The following is a 24,351-nucleotide window of genomic DNA, read 5'->3' on the forward strand; positions in this document are numbered from 1 at the left end:
GGGGCAGGAAGGAGCCAAAAACCACACAAACCCGGCTGTCAAGAAACAACCACGCGCTGTTGAGTTCTCAAGAAACAACCGCCAACCGTCTACAAACCCACACGGGCTCTTCCCCGGATGCGGCACAAACCCCAACCAGGACCTCACCGAAAACCCCGGATCCGCCCCGGTTGCGCTTCAACTTTAGCGCTCTCTCCGCCTCCCACCAAATCGGTGGTCCGGCCTCGTGAGCTGTGAAGCGGCTCTCCTCACCTCCTCCGCACCGTCTAGAAGGAGCGCGTGCGCGTTGCCTTCCTGAAGATGCGGATGCGAGCTGTCAGCTCGCCTGCGAGGAGACTAGGTCAGAGGACTTCGTCCTCGTGTTCCTTGACGATCCGGCTGCCCTCCCTGGGGGAGTTCAGTTCCCGGACGTCCGACACTCGAGTATAGCCCGCCTCGGATGGTGCTCTGACCGTCCCGCCGCGGCGGGACGCAGGGCTAGGACCGAACACCTTCCGCCCTGCCCTCTCTTCACCTTCCATTATACCCGTCTATCTGGGCAAATGCAGGTTTCTCGGGTCTTTCCCGTTGCGCACCACTACCCGTACTGGACGGGAGCAACTCCTCAGTGAAACGGACTCAGGGACCGGCGAGAAGCTGCGTCCCGCCTGCCCCTGTCTTCCCTGCCACGCGCGCTCAGCCCAGCTCCCGGATCTTCTTGGCCAAAGCGCGGAACGCGACACCCCGATGGCTGATCGCGTTCTTCTCCTCCGGGCTCATCTCCGCGGTGGTCTGCGTATACCCTTCCGGCACGAAAATCGGGTCGTAGCCGAAACCGTTCTTCCCACGCGGCTCAGTGGTCAGACTGCCGCGCAGTACCCCTTCCACCACGTGCTCCTCCCCGTCGGGGAGAGCCAACGCCGCGGCACAGACAAACTCGGCCCCGCGACGCTCCGGCGGAACATCCGCAAGCTGGTCCAAGACAAGCTCGAGGTTGGCCGCATCCCGGTCACCGTGCTGCGCCCCGAACCTGCCCGACCAGCGGGCAGACAGGACACCGGGCATTCCGTTCAACGCGTCGACCCGCAGCCCTGAATCGTCCGCCACCGCAGGAAGCCCGGTGTGCTCCGCGATTGCGCGAGCCTTGAGCAGCGCGTTACCAGTGAACGTCGCTTCCGTCTCGGCCACCTCGGGAGCGTCCGGGTAGCCGTCGAGGCTGCGCACTTCGATATCCAGCCCGACCTCGCCCAAGATGGAACGCAGTTCAGGGATCTTCTTGCGGTTACGGGTGGCGAGGACAAGAGTGCTGATACGGCTCACTCTGACAGTGCCTTCTTCTGGATCTCGGTGAGTTCAGCGCACCCGGCAACAGCCAGGTCCAAAAGCGTGTCCAGCAGTTTCCGGTCGAAGGGAGCGTTCTCGGCAGTGCCCTGGATCTCGATGAACTCCCCGGTCCCGGTGACGACGACGTTCATGTCGGTCTCCGCCACCGAGTCCTCCAAGTAGTTCAAATCCAGCCGGGGCTGCCCTTGCACGATGCCGACACTGACGGCGGCGACAGAGCCGGTCAGCGGATTGGTTTTCAGGTCCAGTTGCTTGCGCAGGTAGCGGACGGCGTCGACCAGGGCCACGTAGGCGCCGGTGATAGCGGCGGTCCGAGTCCCACCGTCGGCTTGGAGCACATCGCAGTCGAGGGTGATGGTGTACTCCCCCATCGCTTTGAAGTCGACGACTGCACGCAGCGAACGTCCGATGAGGCGGGAGATCTCGTGAGTGCGGCCTCCGATCTTGCCTTTGACCGACTCACGAGCACTTCTGGTGTCAGTAGCCCGCGGCAGCATGGCGTATTCGGCGGTGACCCAGCCTTCCCCGGTGCCGCGGCGCCAGCGGGGGACGCCCTCTTCCACGGTTGCAGCACAGAGCACGCGTGTCTCACCGAACTCGATGAGCGCTGATCCTTCCGCGTGCCGGAGCCAGTTGCGGGTGATGCGCACCGGACGCAGTTGGTTTGGGGTTCGTCCATCAGGTCGAGGCATGCTGTCGAGCCTATCGGCGTGGCTCAGAGGGCAGAGCCACTTGTCCGAAATGTCACCGGGTTTCGGTGGGGTGCACCGGTTTGCGGACGATTTTCCGTCAGCTTCTTGCCGGGCTCAGCCGCCCGCGGTGATCTCGTAGACCTCCCCGGAAACGGCGAGGCTGATCGGCCCGTTGTAGGTGCTGCGCGCTTCGGCGAGGGTGCACTCGTTGTCGTTCCACGGCACCAGGTGGGTGAGCAGCAGACGGCGGGCGTTGGCCCGGGTGGCCTGCTCACCCGCTTCGCTGCCGGTCAAGTGCATGTCCTTGGGGTGTTCCCGGTGGTCGTGGAAGGAGGCTTCGCACAGGAACAAGTCAGCGTCCCGGGCCAGTTCCACGAGTTCGCTGCAGGCCCCGGTGTCCCCCGAGTAGGTGAGGACTGCACCGTTGTGCTCAAGGCGGATACCGAACGCTTCGATGGGATGGTTGACGTGGTCCACGGTTGCCGTGAACGGGCCGATACGGAAAGTACCGGGGCTGAGTTCGCGGAAGTCGAAGGTTTCCCGCATCCCGGGGTGGGGGTCCAGCCCGTACGCCTGGGCCATCCGATCGGCGACCCCGGTAGGGCCGTAGACGGGGATGCGGGGCCGGGGGCCGTCAGGGTGGTAGGTGCGGGCCACCCAGTAGGGGCACAAGTCCAAACAGTGGTCGGCGTGCAGATGCGAAAGGTAGACCGCATCGATGGTGTACATGTCCACGTGGCGCTGGAGGGTGCTCAGCGCTCCATTGCCCAGGTCGAGTAGCAGCCGGAACCCGTCAGCCTCCACGAGATAACAGGACGCGGGTCCGGCAGGTCCGGGGAAGCTCCCCGAGGAGCCGATGATGGTGAGTCGCACGTCGCACAACCTTTTCGGTGAAGACGTCTGCTGCCGCAGAGATGTCACTGTGTCACGGAGAGTTTCTCCGGGTTTTCCAGGTGGTTACGGTGTACCCCATGTACCAACACGATAGGTACGGACTGTGAGCCGTTACTTAGGCGATGTAGGCCACAGTTTTTCCTCACCGCCGGGTGCCGTCAGCGGCCGACCCGGGCTAATTGGCGGCTCTGTGCAACAAGGCGTCCCCTGGCATCCCATAGGTCGACGTTCTCATCGAACCAGCCGTCGCTGACCAGGGCGCAGGTGGAGCGGAAGGCCAGCGGCCCCGGTTCGGGGATTGCACGCAGGTGCCAGGTGAGTTCGACGGTGGGCGCCCAGCTCCAGTCCACCAGGAGACTGACGATGGGCGGCAGCGCGTCCACGGCGAGCGGGAGGAATGCCAGCGGGTCTTTCGCGGAGCCGCCGTCCCGTGCACTCAGGTCGACATATCCGCACAGTTCAGGGGTGGTTACGGTACGTTCCCGCGCGAGTGCCGCGTAGCTGTCCGGGCTGAAGTCCACGTCGACCCGGGCGAGGAATCCGTCGTCAGGCAGGTGGCTCTGCCGGGGGTCGACTCTTCGGCACTGGTGCTGGGGAGGGATAGCGGGCTGAGGGGCTGCGTAGCGTGGTTCGGCGTGCGGATCGAGCGTGGCAGTGGCGAGCGTGCCGGTGAGGATCGTCCGCCCTTCTTGGAAGAGGGTGGTCTGGACGGTGGTGACGGTCCGCCCGCGTTTGAGCACCCGGGTCTCGATCTCGGCCGGTCCACTGCTAGCGGGACGGTGAAAGTGGTAAGAGGAGGAGACCGCGTGCAGGTGGTCGGATTCGGCGAGTGCGGACCGTTGCAGCACCGCCATGAGGTAGCCGCCGTTCATTGCGGTCCCGATGAGGTATCCGGGATCGAGTTCGACGGCATATCGATTCTCACCGACGCGAACGACCTCGGTCGCGGAGTCGAAGCGGGTCATGGGGACCATTGAATCGAACGCCGTCTTTCCGCGAACGGGCAGGGGGCGGGTTGCTGTCCTACCGGTGCGTGCGCCTTGCGCGCAGGGTGCACCGGTAGGACGGTTCAGGCCCAGAGCTGGCCTTCGAGCCGCTGCGCAGCCTCTTCCAGCGTGCCTTCGTAGGCGCCGGTGGACAGGTACTTCCAGCCTGCGTCAGCGACGACGAATGCGATATCGGCACGCTGCCCTGCTTTGACGGCCTTCTGTGCCACGCCGAGGGCGGCGTGCAGGACCCCTCCGGTGGAGATGCCCGCGAAGATCCCCTCTTTGTCGAGGAGCTCCCGGGTGCGGCGCAGTGCCGCGTCGGAGGGGACAGAGTAGCGGCTGCTGAGGATCTTCTCGTCGTAAAGCTCGGGCACGAACCCTTCGTCAAGGTTCCGCAGACCGTAGACGAGCTCCCCGTAGCGGGGTTCAGCGGCCACGATCTGGACGTCCGGACGGTGCTCCCGCAGGTAGCGGCCGACCCCCATGAGGGTTCCGGTCGTGCCCAGTCCAGCGACGAAGTGGGTGATCTCCGGCAGGTCGGCGAGGAGTTCCGGGCCGGTCGTCTCGTAGTGGGCCCGGGCATTCGCCGGGTTGCCGTACTGGTAGAGCATCACCCAGTCGGGGTTCTCGGCGGCCATCCGTTTGGCGACGCGCACCGCCTCGTTGGAGCCGCCTTCCGCCGGGGAGTAGTAGATCTCGGCGCCCCACATGCGCAGGAGTTGGCTGCGTTCCGCGGAAGTGTTCTCCGGCATGACGCAGACCATCTTGTAACCGCGCAGCCGGGCGACCATCGCCAAGGAAATCCCCGTGTTCCCCGAGGTCGGCTCCAGAATGGTGCACCCCGGAGTGAGCAGGCCGTCCTTTTCTGCCTGCTCGATCATGTAGAACGCCGCGCGGTCCTTGATCGACCCGGTCGGGTTACGGTCCTCCAGTTTGGCCCAGAGCCGCACTTCGGGGGAGGGCGACAGATTAGGCAGCCCGACCAGGGGGGTGCCGCCGAGCGAATCCAGAAGCGAATCGAACCTCATGACGCTCAGCGCATACCGCCGGCGACGGCCGGCAGAACCGTCACCGTGTCACCGTCGTTGACCGGAGTGTCAAGCCCGCCGAGGAAACGAACGTCTTCATCGTTGAGGTAGACGTTGATGAAGCGGCGCAGTTGTCCGTTCTCGACGAGGCGCTCACCGATACCGGGGTGGTTCTTGTCCAGGTTGGTGATGAGTTCGGCGAGAGTGCTCCCCTCGCCCTCAACCACCTTGGCTCCACCGGTGAGATTGCGCAGGATGGTCGGGATGCGGACCTCGATGGCCATGGATGTGTCTCCGTCTAGAAGTCTGTGGACGCGGATGGCGGATGCGCGGCGCTCCGCCAGATAGGTTCAACACGCGCGGCGCCCCGGTGATTCCAGGCTGCGTGTCTTCTCACCTTTGCTAGTCGATGATCTCGACTGGCTCCTCGGTGACGACCCCGTCGACGATCCGGTAGGAGCGGAACTCGACGGTCTCGGGATCCCGGGTTGAGACCAGGACGTAGTGGGCGTTCGGCTCGGAAGCGTAACTGATGTCGGTTCGTGACGGGTACGCCTCGGTGGAGGTGTGGGAGTGGTAGATCACCACGGGCTCTTCTCCCCGCTCCTCCATCTCCCGCCACACCTTGAGCTGTTCGAGTGAGTCGAAACGGTAGAACGTGGGGGAGCGTTCGGCGTTGATCATCTCGATGAATCGTTCGGGCCGGTCGCTGCCCTCGGGACCGGCCACAATGCCGCAGGCCTCGTCTGGGTGGTCTCGTCGGGCATGGGCGACGATCTTGTCGTAGATCGAGCGATCAATCCTCAGCATGGCTTTCAGCCTAGCCGAGCCCCACTTTTTCCCTACCCGACAGGTGGGGTGTCCTGGTCGCGGAGGGCGGTCGTGCAGGAGGTGCGGCCCGCGGCGCGCGCCGCCTGGAGCGGGCAGGTCCCGGTCACTCCTCCTGCCACACCGCGCGGACCAGGGAGTCCTGGACATAGGTGAACCATTCGTAGACGTGCATGGCAGCGGCGAGCGACTCGTCGCGGACGGCCGCAGCGCGAAGCGCGTCGGCGTCCTCCTCTGTCTCTATGCCTAGCCGGACCCCCAGGTACAGCCGCACATCGGTGAGGGTTTGGAGCCAGGCTTGCACGTCCTCTGCGTCGAGCACGATCTCGCCGCCCCACTCGGGGATCGCGGAGGCCACGCGACGGGCGTTCTCCCGCTTGTGTCGGCGCAGGTCGCTCTCGGTGTAGCGCCGGAAGTCCGCGGCCGCCTCGGCGTCGTCGGTGTAGGCGTCGGGGAAGAGGCGGGCCAGTGCCGGGTCTTCGGGTTGAGTGGCGGAGCTGCTGATGCCCACGAGAGCGGCGAGCTCGTCCTGCTGCTCGGGTTCTTCCACGACGCGCAGCAGAAAGTCGGCCATGGAGCGAAGGAGCTGGGCCTCGTCCGGGCCGATCGTGATCCGTGCCCCGCCGTGCGGCGCGGAGCGAATTTTGGCGGTCATGAACGGTTGGCCTCCGCGGTCACAGTTGCCTCCAGTCGGTCACTTGTCCTGCTGGAGCGTCGCCCAGAGCCCGTACTGGTGCAGGATGGTGACGTAGCGCTCCATCTCCTCACGGGTACCGCTGGAGACGACCGCCTTCCCTTTGTAGTGCACGTCTTCCATGAGCTTCTGCGCCTTGGCCTTGGGGTATCCGAAGACTTTCTGGAAGACGTAGGTAACGTAGCTCATCAGGTTGACGGGGTCGTTCCAGACGATGGTGACCCATGGCAGGTCCGGTCGGATGTCCTCGCCGATCCGCGGTTCGTCGAGTTCGACCGGCATAGCGGTCACGGTTGCCTCACCTCTCTTTAACTCTCTTGTTCGTCGCCGGCGACGTGTCGCACCTCAAACCTCCTCCCATTGTGGGAAGAGACCGCTGTGTCCGGGGACACCTCACCGGTTTTCTTCCTCATAGTCACAAACTAGGGTGGAATACCATGACTGAACGCTGGAGCAGTGCGCTTCTCACCGACCACTACGAACTGACCATGGTGCAGGCCGCGCTGCACAGCGGCGCAGCGCACCGGCGGTGTGTTTTCGAAATGTTCGCGCGTCGACTACCGGAAACGCGCCGTTACGGTGTGGTCGCGGGGACCGGACGGTTCCTCGATGCGCTCGAACACTTCCGTTTCACCCCCGAGGTCTTGGAGTTCCTCGAGCGGAACGGGATCGTCAACAGCTCTACCCTGTCGTTCCTCGCCGACTACCGGTTCTCCGGAAACATCTGGGGTTATGCCGAAGGGGACTGCTTCTTCCCCGGCTCCCCCATCCTGGTGGTGGAAGGCACCTTCGCTGAATGCGTGGTGCTGGAGACGCTGGCCCTGTCGATCTACAACCACGACTGTGCGATCGCTTCTGCGGCCTCGCGAATGGTCAACGCCGCGCACGGGCGCCCGCTGATCGAAATGGGTTCCCGCCGCACTCACGAGGAAGCCGCGGTGGCCGCAGCCCGGGCCGCCTACCTGGCGGGGTTCAACGCCACCTCCAACCTGGAAGCCGGGCGCCGCTACGGGATTCCCACCACTGGGACGAGCGCGCACGCGTTCACCCTGCTGCACGACAGCGAGCGCCACGCGTTCACTGCCCAGCTCGAATCGCTGGGGACGGGAACCACGCTGCTGGTGGACACCTACGAGGTGATGCGCGCGGTGCACACCGCCGTGGAACTGGCTGGTCCGGACTTGGGCGGGGTGCGGCTGGACTCCGGTGACCTGGAAGAACTGGCGGTGAAGGTGCGCGCGCTGCTCAACGAGAAGGGGGCCGCGAAGACCCGCATCATCGTCACCGGCGACCTCGACGAGTACTCCATCCAAGCCTTGGCGATCGCCCCGGTCGACGGCTACGGGGTGGGCACCGCACTGGTCACCGGGTCGGGGGTGCCGACCGCGTCCCTGGTGTACAAGCTTGTGGCGCGCGCCCAGAGCGACGACCCGGACGCGCCGCTGTCGCCGGTGGCCAAACGTTCCGTGGGTAAACCCAGTAAGGGAGGGCGCAAGTGGGCGGTGCGCCGCTACGACGACAACGGGGTGGCGACGTCGGAGCGGGTCTTCGTGCATGAACCGGAGCTGACTCCGTTGGAGCGGCCTCTGCTGGTTCCGCTGGTGCGCAACGGCGAGGTCGTGGGGCGTGAGCCGCTTCAGGAAGCCCGGGAGCGGCACGTCCGCTGCGTCGCGGAACTTCCGGCGCCCGCGCGCCAAATGTCGCGGGGCGAACCCGCGATCCCCACCGTCTTCGAGCAGCGCCCAGCGCTCTGAGGTGCATGTTTCCCGCTCGGCTGGTCCGGCACACGAGGAAGGAAGATCTGCGATGGCGAAAGCACTGATCGTCGTTGACGTACAGAACGACTTCTGTGAAGGCGGCAGTCTGGCCGTGTCCGGTGGTGCCGGCGTGGCCACGGCTATCTCCGACTACCTGGCCAAGCAGGGCAGCCAGTACGCCCACATCGTGGCTACCCGGGACCGCCACATCGACCCGGGGGACCACTTCTCCGACAACCCCGACTTTGTGGACTCGTGGCCGCCGCACTGCGTGGCGGGCACCCCGGGGGCGGAGTTCCACCCCAACCTGGTCACCGGACCGATCGAGGCGGTGTTCGACAAAGGCGCCTACGAGGCCGCGTACAGCGGTTTCGAGGGGAAGACCGCGGATGGCGTGTCTTTGGAGGAGTGGCTGCGGCAGCACGGGATCACCGAAGTGGACGTGGTGGGTATTGCCACCGACCACTGTGTGCGGGCTACTGCCTTGGACGCGGTCCGGGCCGGGTTCCAGGCGCGAGTGCTGCTGGGAATGACCGCAGGGGTGTCCCGCGCAACCACGGAGAAGGCTCTGCGGGAGCTGGCTGAGGCAGACGTGGCCCTGGAAGGTGAGCCGGTGGTGGCCGCCTAAGCGCACAGGTGTCGCAGCGCCTTCCGGCAGAGCGCTTGCCGCAGGGCTAGTCTTCCTCGCTTCTGGAAGCGAACTCGCCGTCGGCGAGGATGGCGTCGATGTCCTCGATCCCGTATTCGTCGACGATGAGGATCTGGGATTCGGGCAGGAACCAGCTCCGCTGGGTGTAGTAGAGCAGTTCCGGGTCCCTGCCGTCAGGGTTGGCGCAGGGCGTCAGGTATTCCCGGTAGAGGGCGCTGCGGTCGCCGACCGGGGCGAGTTCCTCGACGAGAGGGGACTGTCCCGGGAAAGACGCGGGATCAGCCTCGTACGCGTCGATTCCGGGGATGCAGGGCAAGGGATTCTGGGACGGGGCGAACAACCCCGCATCGGGTTCTTCGGTGATCGGCTCATACACTGCGCCTCCATAGGTGATGCCTCCCGGACCGAGGATTCGGATGTGGGGGCATTCCACGAGAGCAGCAGGCCATTCCCAGTGAGTCCAGTCAACCTCGGCACAGCCGGGGTTGCCGGGGGGATGGGCAGCGATCCAGTCGTCCACGATTTCCCTGCCCTCATGGTCGGGGCCGAACCCGACGAATTCGATGTCCTCGATGACGTGGACGGTCCAGTCTTCGGGGAACCACAGCGTCAAGTTGCGGAAGCGAACCTCTTGTCCTTCTTTTTCGTCTTCCTCCGGGGATGGTGCCAGGGCAGCAGTCGCGCTCGGTTCGGGGTCGGTGAAGGGCAGCAGCGGCTGGTCGGTGACAGCGCGTCCGACAAGCCATCCTCCAGCCACCGCTGCAGCGGTGGCTCCGGCAGCGACGGTGAGCATTGCTTTACCGCTCAGCCCGGTTCCGGCGGCGGTGACGGTTGCGCTTTTCGTGAGTGTTCCCGCGCCAGCGCCCCAGGATGCTCCTCCCCCGGCGGCGCTTGCCGTGCCGACGAGCTTCCCGCTGCCCGCTGCTGCGCCGCCGCCCGCGGTTCCTTGGGTGGCGAGGGCCGCAGCCCCACCGGCGGCGACGCCCACCCCGCCTGCCGCTGTCCCGAGCGCCATCCACAGTTCGGGGCGGTGCCCGGCCGCGTCGAACCCGGTCCACACCCGGTGCAGCAGGGCGCGCAGCCGCTTCCGGTGGATGGCAGCGGCGTCTTCGCCGGGTTCCTCGATGGCGTCCGCCGCGACCGTGTCCAGAGCCAGCACGGTGTGGAACGCTTCTACCGCGGTGGGCCGCGCCTCGGGGTCGGTCGACAGGGCGCGGGCCACGAGTTCCATGAGCTCTTCAGGGACTCCGGTCAGGTCGCAGTCGCCGGCGCGCACCCGCTCTAAGAGCTCCGCGGAAGTTCCCGTTCCGAACGGCGAGCGTCCAGTGGCCGCGAACACGATGAGGCCGCCCCAGGCGAACATGTCGGCCGCCGGGGTGCCTGGCTGCCGGTCGAGACGTTCCGGGGCAGCCCATCCCGGTGTGCCATACACGTTCTTGTCTGTGGTGTCGCCGATGGCCCGGGCGATCCCGAAGTCGAGCACTTTCGGCCCGTCCGGGGCCAGCATGATGTTGCCGGGTTTGACGTCGAGGTGTACCACGCCAGCCGCGTGGATCGCTGCCAGTGCTTCGGCCGTGCCCGCGGCGAACGCCCGCAGCGCTGCCTCGTCCAGCGGACCGAATTCGCGCACATGCTGCTGCAGGGTGCGCCCCGGCACGAACTCGGTGGCCAGCCACGGCTCTGGGGCGTTCGGGTCGGCGCCGAGGAACCGGGGCGTGCATTCGGCGTCGATGCGGGGCACCAGTTCGGCTTCCCGGGCGAACAGTTCCCGGTATTCCGGCCGGCGGGCGTGCTCGGCGTGGATCACCTTGACTGCCACGCAGCGGTGCTCCGCGTCCAAGGCTCCGTAGACTGCGCCCATTCCTCCCGAGCCCAATCGGCCTATGACACGGAACGGGCCGATCGTCACCGGGTCTGTGGGCAGCAGCGGCGCGAGTTCCGGGGGCAGCGGGGGAGGTGCGGCGTCGGGCTGGGGCGGCATCACCACTCCAGGAGACAGACGATGAGAAACCGGGACTTTCCTATCGTCTCCGCTTCCTCTGCTCTTCTGGGGCTGGTGGCTGTTTCCGGCCAAACGGCAGCCGCTGCCCTGGTAAAGGAGCTTGGTAGAGGAAAGGGCCTTCGTGGTGAAGGCCCGTGATGCTGCTTCGGGTGTGGAAGCTAGTCGATGCCGATTGCGGCGCGCACTTGGGCGAGGACACGTTGGGCGCGTTCGCGGGCACGGCGGGCGCCTTCGGCCAGCACGTCGTCGAGTTCACTGCCGGAGGCCATGAGCTCCTCGTAGCGTTCCCGCATCGGGGCGATCTCGGTGTTGATCGCTTCGAAGAGGTCGTTCTTCAACTCTCCCCAGCCCATGCCTCCCGCTTCGAGGCGTTTGCGGGTCTCGGCGATCTGCTCGGCGTCAGCGAAGTGGGTGAGCAGTTGGAAGACGACAGAGGAGTCCGGGTCTTTGGGCGCCTCCACCGGGGTGCTGTCGGTGGGGATGCGGCGGATGAGCTTCTTCAGCTTGTTCTCGGGCAGGAACAGCGGAATGTGGTTGTCGTAGGACTTGCTCATCTTGCGCCCGTCGATGCCGGGCAGCACGCTCGCGTCCCCTTCGGGGAAGACTCCTTGGGGGATGCGGAAGGTGTAGCCGTCCCCGAACAGGTGGTTGAAAGACCCTGCGATGTCAGCGGCGTATTCGACGTGCTGGGCCTGGTCGCGGCCGACCGGGACCAGGTCGGTCTCCATGATGAGGATGTCGACAGCCATGAGGATGGGGTAGTTGTACAGCCCCATGTTGATGCCGGCGTCCAGGTCGGTGACTCCGGCGGCGGCGTTGCGGTCGCGCGCGGCCTTGTAGGCGTGGGCGCGGTTCATCAGGCCTTTGCCGGTGACGCAGGAGAGGATCCAGGTCAGTTCGAACGTCTCGGGAATGTCGGATTGCCGGTAGAGGACCGTGCGTTCCGGGTCGAGACCGCAGGCCAGCCAGGTGGCGGCGACCGACCGGATGTTGTGCCTCATCGCCTCGGGGTCGCGGACGGTGGTGAGCGCGTGGTAGTCGGCGATGAAGTAGAACGCGTCGTACTCGCGCGCGGCCTCGAGGGCGGGTTTGATCGCGCCGAGGTAGTTGCCCAAGTGGGGTTCACCAGTGGGTTTGACACCCGTGAGGTAGGTCTTGGTCGCTGCCATGCCAAAAGCTTATCGGCGTGCCGGGTTTGCCGGTTTCCCTCCGTGGCCGGGTGAGTCCGTTTCCGGGCACGGGCAGGCTCGGGGCGCGGCGGTCCGCTGCTGGTGGCCCGGCAGCTACGGGGAGGGGGTGTGTTCTGTAGCCGGTAAGGCGGCAGTGTCCGGGCCGGGGGGCGGTGCGGTCCGGTTTTTCCGGAAGAGCCGGGACAGGGCGCGGGTGATTCGGGCGAGGAGGTGGAGGATTGCCACGATCCAGCCGGAGAGCAGCCACATGGCGAGGAATCCGGCGAGGAGCGCCCCCGTGCCCAAGAGTCCCCACGGCCAGGTTTTCACGGTGGTTTCGAATTCCACGGGTTCGTCCATGCCTGCGATCTCGCCGCGGACCGTGTACGTGCCGATCACCGGGGCAGGCAGGTCGACGGGGAATTCGTAGACGGCTTCGTGGCCTGGTTCGAGTTCGCGGATCCGGGGCGGGTAGACGAGGGTGGTTGCTCGGGTGCCGCGGCCCACGGCGACGGAGACGACGGGGTCGGTGACCGGTTCGACTCCGATGTTGGTTACGGTGAGCTGGGCGGTGCGTTGGACGGGGAGCCCGAACCATGCCTCCCAGTCGTGCCACCACGGGCCGTCTTCGGTGAGGATCCGGAATTTGGTGACGTCGAGCAGGCGGGTTGCTCTGCCGGGGTTGCGTTCGTCGATGCGGCGCTGGCGTTCCTCGGTGGTGAGCACGGGGACGCCTTCGATGGGGAATTCGGCGGTGGCCCGGTGCTGCCCGGTGAGGTCCAGGGCTTCAACAACGCAGGGGCATCCCACTGGCGGTTCGGTGATGGTGAGCAGGCCGCGGCCTTCGCCGTTCTCGTTGATGGCCACGGTGATCGCGTCGGTGACCGCGCAGTCGCTGGAGTCGATGTATTCCCCGCCGCCGCAGACGCGGACGGTGACCACGCCTTGGGGCCAGCCGTAGAGGCGGACGGGCACGGTGTCGCCGATGCGGGCCGATGCCGCGTCAAGGGTGAACCCCGGGTCGGCGGGTTGCGCGGCCGCTGGGGTGGTGGCGCACAGCAGGAACGCGACGGCAAGGAGCAGCATCCGACGGAGTCGGGTCATGAGCGGGGCTCCTCGGGTTCGGTCTGCTCGTTGGCGGATCCGCCCTGGTGTGCGGCGGAGTCGGGCTGTTGCTCCGGGGAGTCGGTGGTGGGGTCGGCCGGTGCCTCGGCGGCAGTGGTCTGCGGTGCTCCCTGGTGGGCGGCGTCCTGTTTGCGGGCTTCGGCGACCGCGGCGGCCACTGCGGCTTGGAAGCGGCGCTTGGCGTGGCGACGCCGCCAGATCAGCACGGCGGTGAGCAGGATCGCAGCGAGGACCGGGAGCCACGGGATGGCGATGACGGAGTCGCCGCGGGTGACCGGGTGCAGGTCGGGGGTCTGTGCGGACTGCGGTGCCGCTTGCGGGGTGAGGGTGACTTCGCCGTTGATCCAGAACAGCGGATAGATGTCCGGGATGGTGTGCGTGTATTCGTACACGGTTCCCGGCAGCATTTCGGGAACGTCTTTGTGGACCGGGTCGCCGAGTCCGACCCCGAAGGGGCCTGCGGCGCCGGCTTCTCCGGAAGCGGTCAGCCGCAGGTTTCCGGCGTTGCGCACCTGGTAGGTGATGGTGACTTCCCCGGTGGCGAAAGGGTTCCACCACGGGGGTGCCTGGTAGTCGGTGCGGATCGCGTCGATGTGCAGGGAGGGGCGGACGGGTCCGTCGACCCGCAGGTAGACGCGGGCGGCGATGCGCCGGTCGACGCGGACGAGCTGTCCTTGCGCGTTGAGGGCGTCGTGGGAGACGGAGGCGATGACCCCGGCGGCGTGGTCGCCCGGCTCGGCGTTGTCGGGGACGGTGATGGTGAACGGGATGACCCGGGTTTCGCCTCCTTTGACCTCGACGGTCTGGTCTTCCCGGGGGATTTCGATCCAGGTGCCGGCGAGGGCGGGTTCTTCGTCGGCGGGCAGGAGAGCGAAGGAGCCGTCGGGGGTGTTGAACGCGTCCGTCCCGTAGACGGAGAAGGTCATCGGCTCTTCGCCGTAGTTGGTGATGGCTACCCAGTCTTCAATGGTCTGGCCGGGTTTGACGTCGTGGACGAAGTAGCTGCGGCCGAGTTCGCCGTTTTCGTTGGAGGGGGCCACCGACCAGCGGAAGTCTTGTTCAGCGCGTGCTGCCGAGGAGGGCGCGCTGTTGTTGTCAGGGCTCGGGTCGGCGAGTGCCGGGGCCGGTGTGGTCAGGGCGTACAGCAGGAGGCCGACCACGCCGAGGCGCGCGATCCGGGATGAGCGGATAGCTGACACAGTTCTGCTCTCCAGGGGACGGGGTGATGTGTCCGACGGTGGGTCGGCCAGGGCGTCTGGGCTAGCTGAGGGTGAGGGTGAGGGTGCCCGCGTACTCTCCGGGTGGAGTGTCCGCGGGAATGCCGAGCTCCAGTCGGGCTTGGCAGGCGAATACTCCGGTGCTGGCGCCTGCTGCTCCTGCGCATAGGGTACGGGGCACCGCGAGGCCGTCACCGGGGCGGACTGCTGCTCCGGGACGGACGGTGGAGCTGTCCGGGCTGTCGAGGACGGTGGCGGTGGGTGCCCAGCCGAGCAGGTGGGCGTCGATGCTACCTCCCGCGCTGCCTTCCAGGTCGCTGACCTGGCCGACCAGGCTCCATCCTGCGTTGGTGCCGCGCAGGTCGACGACGGTGGCGGGGGCCAGGGTCCCGGTGGCGGTCTGGTGGAAGCTGTCCGCGCTCATCCGGGGAGCGGAGAGGTGGACGGGGCCTTCGGGGAGGGTCATCACGAGGACGCCGGGGGGCAGGTCGGCGTGGTCTGCCGCGGGCGCTTCCAGGTGCAGTGGGGCGGGGTCTTCGGGTTCAGGGGTGGCTGCAGGCTCCGTGCTGTCGTGCACCGCGGTGGCAGGCTCTGCAACTGGTGCTGGGGGTTCCGGTGACGGGACCGGCGTGTTCGCTGTCTCTTCCGGGGGTTGCCAGGGTTCGCGGTCGGGGGCAGGCCCGGTGTGGAGGGTGAGGGTGATCTCCGGGGCACCGTCGGCGCTGTCGGTGCGGTTGAGGAGCAGCACGGTGCCGTCACCGGTGATGAGGAAGACGCCCCGTTCGTCGCTCCGCACCGCGACCACGTCGAGGTTGTCGGGCAGGAGGTGGATGTCGACGGTGACGGCGGGTGCGGTGTCGGATCCGTCCTCCTGGTCTGCTGGCGGTTCTTCGGTGGTGTCGGGTTCGCGGTAGCTGGCCAGCAGGGTGTGCTCGTCTTCGGTGGTGTGCACGGTGTAGAGCGTGCTGTCGGGGGCCACGACCAGGAAGTCGGCGGGGTCTGCGACGGGGGTGTGGGCGACCAGGTCGTAGTCGTCCTCGCCGAGGTCTCCGGGGCGGGGGTCGGGGTGGGCGAGGAGTGCTGGGTGGTGGAGGCGGAGGAGTTCCTGGGTGGGAGCCTCGGCGTGTGCTCCGCTGCTGTCTCCCGTGGTGTTCTGTTCCTGGTCCGGCGGTTCCGTGCCGGGAAGGTCGCGGAGCAGGTAGGCGTCGCCGGTGAGCGGGTGGAATGCGTAGTGGGGGTGGTGGGGGTCAGCGAGCGGGGTGGCGAGCGCTGCGGGGCTGCCGCCGAGGGGGAGGAGGACGGCGGCGGCTGCGGCGCTGGAATGCAACCGTGCTTTGCGGGGGAAGAGGATGGGGAGCATCGCTACAACCATGGGATGGGGTGCGGGACAGGGTCCCGTCCCGCACCCGCCGGGATGGTTAGCTGAGGGTCAGGGTCAGCACTGCCGCGTAGTCACCGGGGACCGTGTCGGCAGGGATGCCCAGGGTCAGTTGGGCGTCAGCGGTGAAGGTTCCGGCTGAGGAGCCCGGGGCGGCCGAGGCCAGGGTGCGGGCGATGCCCAGGCCTTGTCCGGGCTGGACGGGGCTGCCGGCGGTCACCGTGCCGGGCGTGCCGACACCGGTGTTCACGGCTGCGGCGCTGGGCGTCCAGCCGAGGTTCTCCGCGCCGATGGTTCCCACGTCACCGGTGAAGTCGCTGACCTGGCCGACGAGGTTCCAGCCGGCGTTGGTGCCGCGCAGGTCGGAGACGGTGGCGGTATTGAGCGCACCGGTGGCGGTCTGGTAGGTGCCGTCGCCGTTCGGTGCGGACTGGGTGAGCTGGACCGTGTCCCCGGCGACCGACAGGATCAGCGGTCCGGCGGCCACGTCGGCGAGGATCTGCTGCTGGGCGCTGCTGCCGCCGTTGGCTGGAGGCTGGTTGCCGCCGCCGTTGCTGCCGCCGACAGTGGCGGTGAAGGAGATCGGGTCGAGTTCGGCTCCCGGCGAGTAGAAGCCCGCGAAGGCGGGGCTGCCCTCCTCGGTGAGGGTGGCCGGGGTAGAGCCGAGGCTCAGCGTGGTGCCGCTGAGGGTGGGCTGGCCGCCGCTGAGGTCGAGGTCAGCCAGGTTGACGTCGGGGTAGCTGACCATCTGCGGGTCGCTGGGGGAGCTGCTGGCCATGTCGGCGTAGAGCTCGCCCTTGCCGTTGGTGATCTCCAGGCGAAGGTCGTCGATGCGGACCCGGAGGACGCCGCCGTGACCCTCGTAGGCGACGGAGCCGCCGAACTGGATGACGGTGTCTCCGGTGGCGGTGTCGTAGCTTCCGGAGACGATGGGGAAGGAGTAGGTGCCGTCAGGGTTTTCGGTCACGCCGCCCGACAGCTCGGTGCTGCCGTGGGCGATGGGGCTCTTGATGTAGTTGCGGAAGGAGAGTTTGACGCCCCAGTCGCCGCTACCGCCGGTGACCGGGAGGGTCGTGGTGGCGGAGGCGGGCAGAATGCTTGCCGCCGCTGCGAGACCTGCGGTCACCAGGACCGTGGCGGCCCGGCGAATACCCAGGTTCATGTGGACTCCTTGTGTGTTGCTCGGTCCATGGCGAGGACCAGAGGGGGGAAGGTGTGGTTGGGCCGTGGCGACCTCTTCACCCGGCCACACCCAAAGAGAAAGCAAGGTAAAGCTAACCTAACTCTCTTTTTTTGGCAATCGTGGATAAATGTGGGCAAAGTCCCCTTCTTTCCACTCCACAAACACAAAAAAGAGCAGAAAGAATGCGGGCTGTAGCCAGCAGATCCCAGGGAAAACCGCCGCGGCAGATTGCCAATTAAAGTGAGGCTAACCTCACCAATTCTGGACTTAGGTATACCTCAGCTCTTCTGGGCAACGCGAGCAGCCCGACCAGAATTACGTCCTTTTTGTTACTTTTTCTGACCTCTACCGAGCCGTTCGATCACTTTTCGTGCACCGGCGCGGGGCCGCGGGACAAGAGTCACTCCGCCCCGACAGCCCACGCCCGCAGCTTTGCAATGCGCTGCCGCAGTTGCTCCGCGGTTGCCTGCGCCACCGGGGGCCCGCCGCACACTCGACGCAACGTCGTGTGGATCGTGGCGTGCGGTTGGCCAGTGCGATGGTGCCAGGCCCCCACCAGGCTGTTGAGCTCCCGCCGCAGCTCGGCGAGCACCTCGTGTTCGGGCCGCTCCCGCTGCTGCGGTTCACTCCGTGCGGTCCGCGCCCGCTCCTGGCGGCGCTTCCGCAGCAGCACCGCCACCTGGTCGGGTTCCAGCAGCCCTGGCAGGCCGAGGAAATCCTCCTCGTCAGGTTCGCCGCCGCCGATCTCGCCGCCGTCGTAGAGCGCCCGGTCGAACTCGGCTTCCGACTCCATGGTCTCGAACGGCAGCTCATCCCCGGCGTCGGGAGTGTCCCGCTTCTTGCGAGCCTCGTTGATGAGCTCCTGCTCCGGGACGAACCCGTCGTCCTCCCGGATCGGCTTGTCCAAGACGTGGTCGCGTTCCCGCTCCATCTCACTGGCGTACTCCAGCAGGACCGGGATGGAGGGGAGAAACACCGAAGCGATCTCACCGCGGCGGCGCACCCGCACGAAACGTCCCACCGCCTGGGCGAAGAACAGCGGCGTGCTCGTGGACGTGGCGTAGACGCCGACCATCAGCCGGGGGACGTCAACCCCTTCCGACACCATCTTCACCGCCACCATCCACCGGTCGTCCGACTCGGCGAACTGGGAGATCTTCCTGCTGGCGGTGGGGTCGTCCGACAGCACCACGGTGGCGCCGCGACCGGTGATCTGCCGCAGGATGCGCGCATAGGCGCGGGCGTTCTCGTGGTCGCTGGCGATCACCAGGCCCCCCGCGTCCGGGGTGTGCTTGCGCACCTCGGTGAGCCGCCGGTCAGCCGCGGCCAGCACTCGCTTGATCCAGTCGCCTTTCGGGTCCAGGGCCGCCCGCCACGCCTGGGAGAGCGCGTCCTGGGTCAGCTCCTCCCCGAGCCGGGCCGCCAGCTCCTCCCCCGCCCTGGTCCGCCACCGCATCTCCCCCGAATAGGCCAGGAAGATGACCGGGCGCACCACACCGTCGGCCAGCGCAGGCCCATAACCGTAGTTGTAGTCCCAGGAGCAGCGGCGCACCCCGGTGTGGTCCTGCACATAGCTGACGAACGGGATCGGGTTGGTGTCGGAGCGGAACGGGGTGCCAGTCAGGCAGAGCCGACGGGTCGCGGGGTCGAACGCCTCGCGGATGGCCTCCCCCCACGACAGCGAGTCGCCCGCGTGGTGGATCTCGTCGAAGATCACCAGGGTGCGCCGCGCCTCAGTGCGGTTGCGATGCAGTGCCGGATGCGCCGCGACCTGCGCATAGGTGACGGCCGCGCCGATGAAGTGCTTGCCGAGCGCTCCCTGGCTGTTCTTGAAGTCCGGGTCGAGGGGGATGTTGAACCGCGCCGCGGCCTCAGCCCACTGCTTCTTCAGGTGCTCGGTGGGGCACACCACGGTGATCGAACGGACCACGTGCCGGGCGAGCAGTTCGCTCGCCAGAGTCAAAGCGAACGTGGTCTTTCCCGCCCCGGGAGTCGCCACCGCCAGAAAGTCCCGCGGCTCGCGCCGGAAGTACTCCTCGAACGCCTCTCGCTGCCAGTGACGCAGTCCGCGCAACCGGTCATCGGTGCTGGTCGTCTGAAGCAGAGTCATCGTGCGCATCCCCTGATCATCACGGCTCGAGGGTATCGGTGGTGTTCGCCCTCGACAGCACTGTGGAGGCCGAGCCCGGCTCGACCTCCACCCCAGGCACCTGGAAACAGGCGGCGCCTACCCGTCCGTGTCCGGCTCGGGTGTCATCCCGTAGACCGATTCATCCCCCTCGACGGTCACGTCGTTGAACGGCAGATAGGGGTCGGCCCACGGAAAGACGACATACCACAGCAGCGCCGCCGCGCCCGCGATGAGCGCGAGGCACACCACGAGCTTGACCACCCAGGGTCCGGGAATGAGCCGCCAGATCAGACCGTACACGTGGCTCACCCCTCCTCGTTCTCAGGCGCCATGTGCGCGATGTTGTCGGGCATGCCCCGTTCCTTGGGGCGGGTGTCAACGAGTTCGGCGTGGACGATCAGCCGATGCGAGTTCTGCAGCTTGGGGTGGCAGGTGGTGAGGGTGAGATAGGCCTTCTCGGGTTCCTCCGTGGACTCCGGGTTGAACGGGTCTGGAGCGATCACCTCGATCGCGTTGGGCAGCACAACCTTGCTCTCCACTACCTGGTAGGTGTAGAAGTTCTCGGCGTCCTCCAGGACCAGTTCGTCGCCTTCCTCCAACTTGTCGAGGTCCCAGAAGACCGCGGCGACCCGGTGCCCGGCGACCGCGTAGTTGCCGGGCTGTCCGGCACGGGCCGCGGGCACCATTCCCTCCGGGGTCCAGGATTCGGGATACCAGCCCGGACCGTACTTGATGTCTTCCGGGCCGACCCCGCTGACCACGACCCAGTTCTGGTCGGTCTTAGGGATGTAGAGCCGGCTGTTGGCTGATCCGGGCAGCGGTTCAGAGTCGGGCCCCTGCTCCCACACCTCGGCGATGGCCTGCTCCAGCCGCTCCTGCTCGGCATCGGTCTGGAACTGCTTGCCCCAGATCTGGAAGGCCGCGAAGAACAGCATGATCAGGCCTGCCGTGAACAGGAGTTCACCGATGGTGCGGAAGATGACGCGCACAACATCGCCGATAGTGACGCGGCTGCGCGGAGCGGGAGCTCTCCTCCGACCCCTGCCGGAACGGCGGCGCCGGTCACTGGGGGGGCGTCGGGAAGTGGAAACCATGTGTCCTAACCCGTCGGGGTCGCTCCGCGCGGCAAAGGGTCATCGGACCGGCAGGACCAGCGGAACCCCGGTGCGCGGATGCGACACGATCTCGACTTCGTATGAGTAGACGTCGCTGAGAAGCTTCGCGGTGAAGACCTCAGCAGGAGGCCCGTATGCCGCGATCTGTCCTTGGGAGAGTATCGCGACTTGGTCCGCGTAGGCGGCTGCCAACGCTAAATCGTGGAGAACAACCACGATCGCATCACCCTGCGCGGCCCGTTGGCGGGCGATGCGCAGCACCGACTCCTGGTGGCGGATGTCGAGCGCGGCCGTGGGCTCGTCCCACAGCATGATCTGGGTCTGCTGGGCCAGGACCCGAGCGAGCATCACCCGGGCCTTCTCCCCGCCGGACAGGGACGGGAACTTGCGGGCGGCGAGCGCGGTGACCTCGGTGGCCGCCATCGCGTCCGCGACGACGCGGTCGTCGTCGACGTCGACGTCGACCGCGGCCCACGGGGCCCGCCCCATGTGCACGACGTCGACCACGTCGAACGGGAAGCTGACCGTGAAGCTCTGCGGCAGGACTGCGCGGCGCAGCGCGAGTTCGGCCGGACTCCACGCGGCCAGGGGGCGGTCCAGGACAGTGACTTCGCCTCTGTCAGGGGGAGTATCCCCGGTGAGGATGGACAGCAGGGTGCTCTTGCCTGCCCCGTTCGGACCGACCAGGGCCAGCACTTCCCCGGTGCGCACGTCGAGGCTCACGTCGTCCAGCACGGTCCGCGCGCCATAGGACTTGCTGAGGTGCCGGGCACCCAGCACCACGGTGCCGCTCGTCACCCGCTGCGGCGGGGTGAGGCGCCGCAGGCCCGAGCCGTGCACGACCGCGCGCATCGTCTGCCGGATGCGTTTCATGCCCAACCTCCCTGTCTGGCGCGGGTCCGGTACAGCAGCCAGAAGAAGAACGGGCCGCCGACCAGTGCGGTGATGATGCCCAAAGGCACCTCCTGGGGGGCGGCAGCGACCCGGGCGACCAGGTCCGCGGCGACGAGGACGAGGGCGCCGCCCAGCACGCTCGCTGGGAGCAGTACGCGGTGCCCCGGCCCGGCGATCATCCGCACCATGTGGGGCACGACCAGGCCAACGAAGCTGATGATCCCGGCGAACGCCACGGCAGACGAGGTGAGCATCGCGATGACGACGATCAGCGCCTGGCGCATCCGCTCTACGTCGACGCCCAGGTGGCGGGCCGGGCTTTCGCCGAGGGAGAGCAAGTCGAGGCGGCGGGCGAAGAACGGTGCCGCGATGATCCCCGCCACGGCCAGCGGCAGCGCGGCGGCCACTTTGGACCAGGTGGCCGCGGCCAAGCTGCCCATCTGCCAGTTGGTGATCGACCGCAGTTCCGCGTCTTCGGAGAAGTAGGTGGCGGCGCCGATGAGCGCCCCGGCGACCGCGTTGACCGCGATCCCGGTGAGCAGCAGGGTGACGACCTCGGTGCGTCCCCCCGAGCGGGACAGCACGTAGACGAGCACGGTGGTGACCATCCCGCTGAGGAAGGACGCGACGATGACCGTCCAGTACCCCAGCGCGGAAGCGCCGAGCGCGATGATGAGGACCGCGCCCACGGTGGCGCCTGAGGAGACCCCGATGACGCCGGGCTCGGCGAGCGGGTTGCCGAAGATGCCCTGCATCATGGCCCCGGCGAGCGCCAGGGAAGAACCGACGATCATGGCGAGGACGACGCGGGGGAAGCGGACGTTCCACAGCACCTCGTCGGCGAGCGGGTCGGCGGCCTCACCCCAGTCGAGGCCCAGGCCGCGGAAGACCGATCCGGCGACTTCGAGCGGGGGAATGTGGTAGGCGCCGATGCCCGCGGCGACGAGGGCCACGGCGCCGAGGGCGATGGCGAGGACGGTCAGCAGGACGGTGCCGCGCAGCACGGTGGCGCGGCGGACCTGGGTGCTGTCGGGGCGGGAAGCGGGGAGCGGGTCCGCCTGCTTGGCGGCGAGGGTCATTGGGCCTCCCCTTCGTGCATGGCGATGAGGTCCTCGGCCATGGCTTTGAGCACCTGCGGGGTGCGGGGCCCGAAGCCGAGCAGGAGGCCGTCTTCGTAGGCGAGGACGCGCCGCTCCTTGCCCGCGGGGGTCTGGGAGATGCCGGGGATCTTCAGCAGACCGTCGATTCCGCCGACCGACTTCAGTCCTCCGGTCATGACGAGCAGGATGTCGGGCTGGGCGTCGATGAGGGCTTCGCTGGTGATCGGGGTGAACGCCCGGTCCAGGCCGATCGCGGTGCCCGCGTCTTCGAGGCCGAGTTCGGCAACGAGCGCGTCGGCGCCTGATCCGGGGCCGCCCAGCAGGTAGACGCCGGCGCTGCCGCGCAGGTAGAGGAAGGCGACGCGGGAGCCGCGGAGGGACTCCGGCAGGCTGTCCCGGACTTCAGCCATCTGGTCTTGGACCCGTTGGACGAGCTGTTCTCCCCGCTCCGGAACACCCAGCATTTCGGCGACTTCGGTGATGCGGGTGTACATCCCGTCCAGGGACCACACTTCGTCGAGGATGACCAGGGTCACCCCGCTGTCGCGCAACTGCTCGATCGCTTCGTAGGGGCCGGTCCAGGTGTCCGCGATGACCAGCGTGGGGTTCAACGAGAGCACGCCTTCGACGGAGATGTCGTGCCCTTGGGTGACCACGGGCAGGTCTTCGGCTTCCGCGAAGGTGGCGGTGGAGTCCCGGCCTATGACGTTGTCGCCCAGGCCCAGGGTGTAGATGATCTCGGCGACACCGCCGTTGAGCGGCAGGATCCGGCTGACGTCGGTGACTTCGACCTGCTCGTAGGTGAGCGGGGTGTCGGCGGTGCGGTTCGCCACCGGGACGACCGAGTCCACGGTGACAGGGAGCGAAGGGTGTGCTTCGCCTTCCAGGGGTTGCAGTCGGTTTTCTTCGAGTGACGGTATGGAGTCGTCGTCGCTGGCGGGTGCCGAGCAGGCCGTGAGCGCGGCGAGGAGGGTGAGCAGGAGCACCGCGCTGTGTTTCAGGATCCGGCGCATCCGGTGTTGGGGAGAGGGGTGAGATGGCATGGGAGTCCCATCGACTGGAAGGGCCGCGGGTCGATGAATGCGCTGGTCGTCACCGTGAGCGTGATAATGACGACCTGTCGTCACAATCTTGACAACCCCGTGCCCTGGTGGTGCACTATCAGAGCCGATCAGGACTTTTAGGTTAGCCTAAGCATATTGACGCGCCCCCGGTGCCCTCGATCCTCCGCACCGTAGGGTCACGTTTCGTCAGGAACGGAGAACCCGCCCCCATGTTCACCATCGTCAGGAGATTTCTGAGCGCTGCCGCCCTTGTCGGCCTGGTGGCGCCGCTCGCGGTCCTGACCGGCTCTGCTGCCTGGGCCGTCCCCGCTGCCCCGAGCGGCGGGCCGAGTTTGACGGTCTCGAAAACCTCGGGGCTCAACCCCGACGGCGAGCAGGTCACTGTGACCGGGAGGGGATACGACACCTCCAAGGGCATCTACGTCTCCTTCTGCGACATCTCCAACGCCAACGCCACCACCCCGCCCGGCCCCTGCATCGGCGGCGTCGACATGAGCGGGGAGAGCGGCTCCTCCGTGTGGATCTCGTCCAACCCTCCCCCCTACGGTCAGGGGCTCGCCCAGCCCTACGAGGGTGAAGGCAAGAACGGGTCGTTCACCGTCCAGCTGACTGTCAAGGCCAAGGACGAGTTCATCGACTGCCTGGCGGAAGGCGTGCAGTGCGCCGTCGTGACCCGCAACGACCACACGCGTTCCTCGGACCGCAGCCAGGACGTGTTCGTCCCGGTGACCTTCGCCGGCCAGGACGACACCGGCAGCGGCTCAGGCTCCGGCGACGACGCCGGTGACGGGCAGACCGTCGGTACGACGAACAACGGCGGCACCCCGGCCGCGGGCGGAGGCGGAACGAGCAGCGGCGGTAAGGACGGCACCCTGCCGACCACCGGAATCGACTTCGCCCCGTTCGTCCTCGGTGCGCTCGCGGTGACCGGGGCGGGAGTGGCCGCGCTCCTCCGCGCCCGACGCCTGCGCCTGGAAGGCGGCAACAGCTCCCGGTAGCCGGACCCGCTGGTCCGCATCCCGCACCCCACCGGTATCGGGGCATACGCATGAGGCCCGCACACGCGGGCCTCATGGGTCTTTCTTCAGTGATGGAACGCTGCTCTGCGGGCGCCCCGCT

Annotated in this window: 24 protein-coding genes; 3 read left to right on the top strand and 21 right to left on the bottom strand. The window is 67.3% G+C overall.

What is annotated here, in order from left to right:
• Positions 1-675: 675 nt before the first annotated feature.
• From rdgB to clpS, 9 genes are all read right to left on the bottom strand, one after another.
• On the bottom strand, positions 676-1,299 hold the full coding sequence (rdgB, locus tag CW348_RS11075) for an RdgB/HAM1 family non-canonical purine NTP pyrophosphatase (protein ID WP_011292787.1): 624 nt from the start codon (positions 1,297-1,299) through the stop codon (positions 676-678).
• The gene (rph, locus tag CW348_RS11080) at positions 1,296-1,973 is read right to left on the bottom strand and encodes a ribonuclease PH (RefSeq protein ID WP_038044057.1); all 678 of its coding nucleotides are present in this window, start codon (positions 1,971-1,973) and stop codon (positions 1,296-1,298) included. Before rph ends, rdgB begins: the two co-directional genes overlap by 4 nt.
• A gap of 156 nt (positions 1,974-2,129) precedes the next feature.
• Positions 2,130-2,888, bottom strand: coding sequence for an MBL fold metallo-hydrolase (locus CW348_RS11085; RefSeq protein WP_016189100.1), 759 nt, complete (start codon positions 2,886-2,888; stop codon positions 2,130-2,132).
• A gap of 179 nt (positions 2,889-3,067) precedes the next feature.
• On the bottom strand, positions 3,068-3,874 hold the full coding sequence (locus tag CW348_RS11090; RefSeq protein WP_238569765.1) for a thioesterase family protein: 807 nt from the start codon (positions 3,872-3,874) through the stop codon (positions 3,068-3,070).
• A gap of 104 nt (positions 3,875-3,978) precedes the next feature.
• Entirely contained in the window at positions 3,979-4,926 is a 948-nt protein-coding gene (locus CW348_RS11095; RefSeq protein WP_104613123.1) for a PLP-dependent cysteine synthase family protein, read from the bottom strand.
• Between the two features lie 5 nt (positions 4,927-4,931).
• The gene (locus tag CW348_RS11100; protein ID WP_011292792.1) at positions 4,932-5,210 is read right to left on the bottom strand and encodes a MoaD/ThiS family protein; all 279 of its coding nucleotides are present in this window, start codon (positions 5,208-5,210) and stop codon (positions 4,932-4,934) included.
• A 118-nt stretch (positions 5,211-5,328) separates the two neighbouring features.
• The gene (locus tag CW348_RS11105; protein ID WP_011292793.1) at positions 5,329-5,736 is read right to left on the bottom strand and encodes a Mov34/MPN/PAD-1 family protein; all 408 of its coding nucleotides are present in this window, start codon (positions 5,734-5,736) and stop codon (positions 5,329-5,331) included.
• Between the two features lie 124 nt (positions 5,737-5,860).
• On the bottom strand, positions 5,861-6,409 hold the full coding sequence (locus CW348_RS11110) for a DUF2017 domain-containing protein (protein WP_011292794.1): 549 nt from the start codon (positions 6,407-6,409) through the stop codon (positions 5,861-5,863).
• Between the two features lie 39 nt (positions 6,410-6,448).
• The gene (clpS, locus tag CW348_RS11115) at positions 6,449-6,730 is read right to left on the bottom strand and encodes an ATP-dependent Clp protease adapter ClpS (RefSeq protein WP_016189102.1); all 282 of its coding nucleotides are present in this window, start codon (positions 6,728-6,730) and stop codon (positions 6,449-6,451) included.
• 155 nt (positions 6,731-6,885) lie between these two features.
• Here clpS and CW348_RS11120 point away from each other — a divergent pair, with 155 nt between their 5' ends.
• Both CW348_RS11120 and CW348_RS11125 read left to right on the top strand, forming a co-directional pair.
• The gene (locus CW348_RS11120) at positions 6,886-8,202 is read left to right on the top strand and encodes a nicotinate phosphoribosyltransferase (RefSeq protein ID WP_011292796.1); all 1,317 of its coding nucleotides are present in this window, start codon (positions 6,886-6,888) and stop codon (positions 8,200-8,202) included.
• A 52-nt stretch (positions 8,203-8,254) separates the two neighbouring features.
• Positions 8,255-8,833: a nicotinamidase gene (locus CW348_RS11125; protein WP_011292797.1), complete on the top strand. Its 579-nt coding sequence runs from the start codon at positions 8,255-8,257 to the stop codon at positions 8,831-8,833.
• Positions 8,834-8,879: 46 nt separating this feature from the next.
• Here the strand turns inward: CW348_RS11125 and CW348_RS11130 are convergent, their stop codons facing one another.
• From CW348_RS11130 to CW348_RS11185, 12 genes are all read right to left on the bottom strand, one after another.
• On the bottom strand, positions 8,880-10,835 hold the full coding sequence (locus tag CW348_RS11130) for a serine/threonine-protein kinase (RefSeq protein ID WP_278459088.1): 1,956 nt from the start codon (positions 10,833-10,835) through the stop codon (positions 8,880-8,882).
• A gap of 179 nt (positions 10,836-11,014) precedes the next feature.
• A complete protein-coding gene (locus CW348_RS11135; RefSeq protein WP_011292799.1) occupies positions 11,015-12,025 on the bottom strand; it encodes a tryptophan--tRNA ligase in 1,011 nt (336 codons plus the stop codon).
• Between the two features lie 114 nt (positions 12,026-12,139).
• A complete protein-coding gene (locus CW348_RS11140) occupies positions 12,140-13,129 on the bottom strand; it encodes a hypothetical protein (protein ID WP_011292800.1) in 990 nt (329 codons plus the stop codon).
• Complete coding sequence (locus CW348_RS11145; RefSeq protein ID WP_104613032.1) at positions 13,126-14,349, bottom strand: WxL protein peptidoglycan domain-containing protein; 1,224 nt, start codon at positions 14,347-14,349, stop codon at positions 13,126-13,128. Before CW348_RS11145 ends, CW348_RS11140 begins: the two co-directional genes overlap by 4 nt.
• A 61-nt stretch (positions 14,350-14,410) precedes the next feature.
• On the bottom strand, positions 14,411-15,727 hold the full coding sequence (locus CW348_RS11150) for a hypothetical protein (protein ID WP_287463673.1): 1,317 nt from the start codon (positions 15,725-15,727) through the stop codon (positions 14,411-14,413).
• A 58-nt stretch (positions 15,728-15,785) separates the two neighbouring features.
• The gene (locus tag CW348_RS11155; RefSeq protein WP_011292803.1) at positions 15,786-16,907 is read right to left on the bottom strand and encodes an HtaA domain-containing protein; all 1,122 of its coding nucleotides are present in this window, start codon (positions 16,905-16,907) and stop codon (positions 15,786-15,788) included.
• Positions 16,908-17,328: 421 nt separating this feature from the next.
• Positions 17,329-19,038, bottom strand: coding sequence for a DEAD/DEAH box helicase (locus CW348_RS11160; protein ID WP_011292804.1), 1,710 nt, complete (start codon positions 19,036-19,038; stop codon positions 17,329-17,331).
• 117 nt (positions 19,039-19,155) lie between these two features.
• Positions 19,156-19,359, bottom strand: coding sequence for a hypothetical protein (locus tag CW348_RS11165; RefSeq protein WP_011292805.1), 204 nt, complete (start codon positions 19,357-19,359; stop codon positions 19,156-19,158).
• Positions 19,360-19,364: 5 nt separating this feature from the next.
• Entirely contained in the window at positions 19,365-20,153 is a 789-nt protein-coding gene (locus tag CW348_RS11170) for a class E sortase (RefSeq protein ID WP_011292806.1), read from the bottom strand.
• Between the two features lie 39 nt (positions 20,154-20,192).
• Complete coding sequence (locus CW348_RS11175; RefSeq protein ID WP_011292807.1) at positions 20,193-21,047, bottom strand: heme ABC transporter ATP-binding protein; 855 nt, start codon at positions 21,045-21,047, stop codon at positions 20,193-20,195.
• Entirely contained in the window at positions 21,044-22,147 is a 1,104-nt protein-coding gene (locus CW348_RS11180) for an iron ABC transporter permease (protein WP_107491121.1), read from the bottom strand. Before CW348_RS11180 ends, CW348_RS11175 begins: the two co-directional genes overlap by 4 nt.
• A complete protein-coding gene (locus tag CW348_RS11185) occupies positions 22,144-23,181 on the bottom strand; it encodes a hemin ABC transporter substrate-binding protein (protein WP_016189111.1) in 1,038 nt (345 codons plus the stop codon). Before CW348_RS11185 ends, CW348_RS11180 begins: the two co-directional genes overlap by 4 nt.
• A gap of 260 nt (positions 23,182-23,441) precedes the next feature.
• Here CW348_RS11185 and CW348_RS11190 point away from each other — a divergent pair, with 260 nt between their 5' ends.
• Positions 23,442-24,230 carry a hypothetical protein gene (locus CW348_RS11190; RefSeq protein WP_104613034.1) on the top strand — a complete coding sequence of 263 codons (789 nt, stop codon included), beginning with the start codon at positions 23,442-23,444 and terminating at the stop codon, positions 24,228-24,230.
• Positions 24,231-24,351: the final 121 nt, after the last annotated feature.

Origin of the sequence: Thermobifida sp. (genome assembly GCF_017577275.1) — a bacterium.
GTDB lineage: Bacteria > Actinomycetota > Actinomycetes > Streptosporangiales > Streptosporangiaceae > Thermobifida > Thermobifida fusca.

Coding starts and splice junctions, on each gene's coding strand:
- CW348_RS11125 (WP_011292797.1), top strand. CDS start 8,255: ATGGCGAAAGCACTGATCGTCGTTGACGTACAGAACGACTTCTGTGAA.
- CW348_RS11140 (WP_011292800.1), bottom strand. CDS start 13,129: ATGACCCGACTCCGTCGGATGCTGCTCCTTGCCGTCGCGTTCCTGCTG.
- CW348_RS11155 (WP_011292803.1), bottom strand. CDS start 16,907: ATGAACCTGGGTATTCGCCGGGCCGCCACGGTCCTGGTGACCGCAGGT.
- clpS (WP_016189102.1), bottom strand. CDS start 6,730: ATGCCGGTCGAACTCGACGAACCGCGGATCGGCGAGGACATCCGACCG.
- CW348_RS11130 (WP_278459088.1), bottom strand. CDS start 10,835: ATGCCGCCCCAGCCCGACGCCGCACCTCCCCCGCTGCCCCCGGAACTC.
- CW348_RS11120 (WP_011292796.1), top strand. CDS start 6,886: ATGACTGAACGCTGGAGCAGTGCGCTTCTCACCGACCACTACGAACTG.
- CW348_RS11110 (WP_011292794.1), bottom strand. CDS start 6,409: ATGACCGCCAAAATTCGCTCCGCGCCGCACGGCGGGGCACGGATCACG.
- CW348_RS11135 (WP_011292799.1), bottom strand. CDS start 12,025: ATGGCAGCGACCAAGACCTACCTCACGGGTGTCAAACCCACTGGTGAA.
- CW348_RS11100 (WP_011292792.1), bottom strand. CDS start 5,210: ATGGCCATCGAGGTCCGCATCCCGACCATCCTGCGCAATCTCACCGGT.
- CW348_RS11150 (WP_287463673.1), bottom strand. CDS start 15,727: ATGCTCCCCATCCTCTTCCCCCGCAAAGCACGGTTGCATTCCAGCGCC.
- CW348_RS11185 (WP_016189111.1), bottom strand. CDS start 23,181: ATGCGCCGGATCCTGAAACACAGCGCGGTGCTCCTGCTCACCCTCCTC.
- CW348_RS11105 (WP_011292793.1), bottom strand. CDS start 5,736: ATGCTGAGGATTGATCGCTCGATCTACGACAAGATCGTCGCCCATGCC.
- CW348_RS11095 (WP_104613123.1), bottom strand. CDS start 4,926: ATGAGGTTCGATTCGCTTCTGGATTCGCTCGGCGGCACCCCCCTGGTC.
- CW348_RS11190 (WP_104613034.1), top strand. CDS start 23,442: ATGTTCACCATCGTCAGGAGATTTCTGAGCGCTGCCGCCCTTGTCGGC.
- CW348_RS11090 (WP_238569765.1), bottom strand. CDS start 3,874: ATGACCCGCTTCGACTCCGCGACCGAGGTCGTTCGCGTCGGTGAGAAT.
- CW348_RS11180 (WP_107491121.1), bottom strand. CDS start 22,147: ATGACCCTCGCCGCCAAGCAGGCGGACCCGCTCCCCGCTTCCCGCCCC.
- CW348_RS11170 (WP_011292806.1), bottom strand. CDS start 20,153: ATGGTTTCCACTTCCCGACGCCCCCCCAGTGACCGGCGCCGCCGTTCC.
- CW348_RS11175 (WP_011292807.1), bottom strand. CDS start 21,047: ATGAAACGCATCCGGCAGACGATGCGCGCGGTCGTGCACGGCTCGGGC.
- CW348_RS11160 (WP_011292804.1), bottom strand. CDS start 19,038: ATGACTCTGCTTCAGACGACCAGCACCGATGACCGGTTGCGCGGACTG.